2 protein-coding genes are annotated in these 3,009 nt (G+C 63.6%); both read right to left on the bottom strand.

Annotation, left to right across the window (positions count from 1 at the left end; all coding sequences use genetic code 11):
• Window positions 1–117 precede the first annotated feature (117 nt).
• On the bottom strand, window positions 118–1,698 hold the full coding sequence (gene serA / locus IL54_RS20170) for a phosphoglycerate dehydrogenase (RefSeq protein WP_037480589.1): 1,581 nt from the start codon (window positions 1,696–1,698) through the stop codon (window positions 118–120).
• 131 nt (window positions 1,699–1,829) lie between these two features.
• Complete coding sequence (locus tag IL54_RS20165) at window positions 1,830–2,993, bottom strand: phosphoserine transaminase (protein WP_037479923.1); 1,164 nt, start codon at window positions 2,991–2,993, stop codon at window positions 1,830–1,832.
• Window positions 2,994–3,009 lie beyond the last annotated feature (16 nt).

Raw genomic sequence — 3,009 nt, 5'->3', positions numbered from 1 at the left:
GGGGGTGGGGTTGGCGCGCATATGTTTGGCACGCTGCTTCAGTGTGGGATCTAGCCGCACCGTTGCTCCCCCTCTCCCAACCCTCTCCCCAAAGGGGAGAGGGCTTTTCAGGCTTGCTTACGCAAAGCGCAGCAGCTTGACTTGCTTCACGCCGGTCAGGTTGCAGATTTCCCAGCGCAGCGGTTCGGTGACGGTGCCGTCGACCGAGAGCAGCAGCACGGCTTCGCCGCCCTGGTTGCGACGGCCGAGGTGGAAGGTGCCGACATTGACGCCAGCCTCGCCCAGCGTCGACCCCAGACGACCGATGAAGCCGGGCGCGTCCTGGTTGACGATATAGAGCATGGTGCCGTCGAGATCGGCCTCCACCTTGATGCCGAACAGTTCGACAAGGCGCGGGCTGGTGGGGCCGAACAGCGTGCCGGCCACCGACTTGTCGCCATTTTCGGTGGTGACGGTGACACGGATCAGCGTCTGATAGGCACCTTCGCGATCATGGCGCACTTCGCGCACGTCGAGGCCGCGTTCCTTGGCGAGGAAGGGCGCGTTGACCATGTTCACCGTGTCCGAATAGACGCGCATCAGACCAGCGAGAACGGCGGCGGTGATGGGCTTCTGGTTCAATTCGGCGGCATGGCCTTCGACTTCGACGGCAACGCCGGTGATGGCATCGCCTTCAAGCTGGCCGACCAGGCTGCCGAGCTTTTCGGCGATCGCCATATAGGGCTTGAGCTTGGGGGCTTCCTCGGCCGACAGCGACGGCACGTTGAGCGCATTGGTGATGCCGCCGTCGAGCAGATAGTCGGACAGCTGGTCGGCGACCTGCAACGCGACATTGACCTGCGCTTCGTCGGTCGATGCGCCCAGATGCGGGGTGCAGATGAAGTTGGGCGTGCCGAACAAAGGCGAATCCTTGGCCGGTTCGGTCTGGAACACGTCGAGCGCGGCGCCCGCGACCTGGCCCGAATCGAGCGCGTCCTTCAGCGCGGCTTCGTCGATCAGGCCGCCGCGCGCGCAGTTGATGATGCGCACGCCCTTCTTGGTCTTGGCCAGATTTTCGCGGCTCAGGATATTGCGGGTCTGGTCGGTCAGCGGCGTGTGCAGCGTGATGAAGTCGGCCTTGGCTAGCAATGTATCGAGATCGGCCTTTTCCACGCCCATTTCGATGGCGCGTTCGGGCGTCAGGAACGGATCGAACGCGACGACCTTCATCTTGAGGCCGAGCGCGCGGCTGGCGACGATCGAGCCGATATTGCCCGCGCCGATCAGGCCCAGCGTCTTGCCGGTGACTTCCACGCCCATGAAGCCGTTTTTGGGCCACAGGCCTTGCTGGGTCTGGGCATTGGCTTCGGGCAGTTGGCGCGCGAGCGCGAACATCAGCGCGATGGCATGTTCGGCGGTGGTGATGGAGTTGCCGAACGGGGTGTTCATGACGATCACACCCTTGGCGCTGGCATAGGGGATGTCGACATTGTCGACGCCGATGCCGGCGCGGCCGATGACTTTCAGGTTGGTGGCGGCGTCGAGGATCGCCTTGGTCACCTTGGTCGAGGAACGGATGGCGAGGCCGTCATACTCGCCGATGATGGCGATCAGTTCTTCGGGCGTCTTGTCGGTGATTTCATCGACTTCCACGCCGCGTTCACGGAAGATTGCGGCGGCGCGGGGGTCCATTTTGTCGGAAATAAGGACTTTGGGCATGGATTTGATCCTTTTGGAAAAATCACGTCCGTCATCCCCGCGAAGGCGGGGATCCATCTCCCGACGTTGCACCTGTCGATAGGGTGGGAGATGGGTTCCCGCCTTCGCGGGAATGACAGTAAAAATAGAAGTTAAGCGGCAGCCTTTACGGTCGCGTAGGCCCAGTCGAGCCACGGACCCAGCGCTTCGATATCCGCCGTTTCCACGGTCGCGCCGCACCAGATGCGCAGGCCCGCCGGGGCATCGCGATAGCCTGCAATGTCATAGGCCGCGCCTTCCTTTTCGAGGAGGGCGGCGAAGGCCTTGATGAAAGCTTCGTCGGCACCCGCGACGGTCAGGCAGACGCTGGTTTTCGAGCGCGTGGCTTCATCGAGCGCGAGATGGCCGAGCCAGTCGCGTTCGGCAACGATCTTGGCCAGCGCAGCGGCATTGGCGTCCGAGCGAGCGATGAGGCCCTGCAGACCGCCTAGCGACTTGCCCCATTCCAGCGCGAAGATCGCATCTTCGACCGCCAGCATGGAGGGGGTGTTGATCGTCTCGCCCTTGAAAATGCCTTCGGCGAGCTTGCCCTTGGCCATCAGGCGGAACACCTTCGGCAGGGGCCAGGCGGGCGTGTGGGTTTCGAGCCGTTCGACCGCGCGGGGGCCAAGGATGAGCACGCCATGGCCGCCCTCGCCGCCCAGCACCTTCTGCCAGGAGAAGGTCGCGACGTCGATCTTGGCCCAGTCGATGTCATAGGCGAATACCGCGCTGGTCGCGTCGGCGAAGGTCAGGCCTTCACGGTCGGCCGGAATCCAGTCGGCATTGGGCACGCGCACGCCGGACGTGGTGCCGTTCCAGGTGAACAGGACGTCATGGGCAAAGTTCACACCGTCCAAGTCAGGCAGTTGCCCATAGTCGGCGCGGATGATCGTGGGGTCGAGCTTCAACTGCTTGGCGGCATCGGTCACCCAACCTTCGCCGAAGCTTTCCCAGGCGAGCGTCGTGACGGGGCGTGCACCGAGCATCGTCCACATCGCCATTTCGAAAGCGCCGGTGTCGGAGCCAGGCACTATGCCGATGCGGTGCGTATCAGGCAGGCCGAGCAATTCGCGCATCAGGTCGATGCAATAAGCCAAGCGGGTCTTGCCGATCTTGGCGCGGTGCGAGCGGCCGAGCGAGTCGGTTGCCAGCTTGTCGGCGCTCCAGCCGGGTGGCTTGGCGCAGGGACCGGAAGAAAAGAAGGGGCGGGCCGGACGGGTGGCGGGTTTTTGCGCACGCGCAATGGTGGCGTCAACGGCAGTCAAATCAGTCATGTAGCGTCTCCTTACA

It is taken from the genome of Sphingobium sp. ba1, from assembly GCF_000743655.1.
In the GTDB taxonomy this organism is placed as follows: domain Bacteria; phylum Pseudomonadota; class Alphaproteobacteria; order Sphingomonadales; family Sphingomonadaceae; genus Sphingobium.
This window is presented reverse-complemented; position numbering and strand designations above follow the sequence as displayed.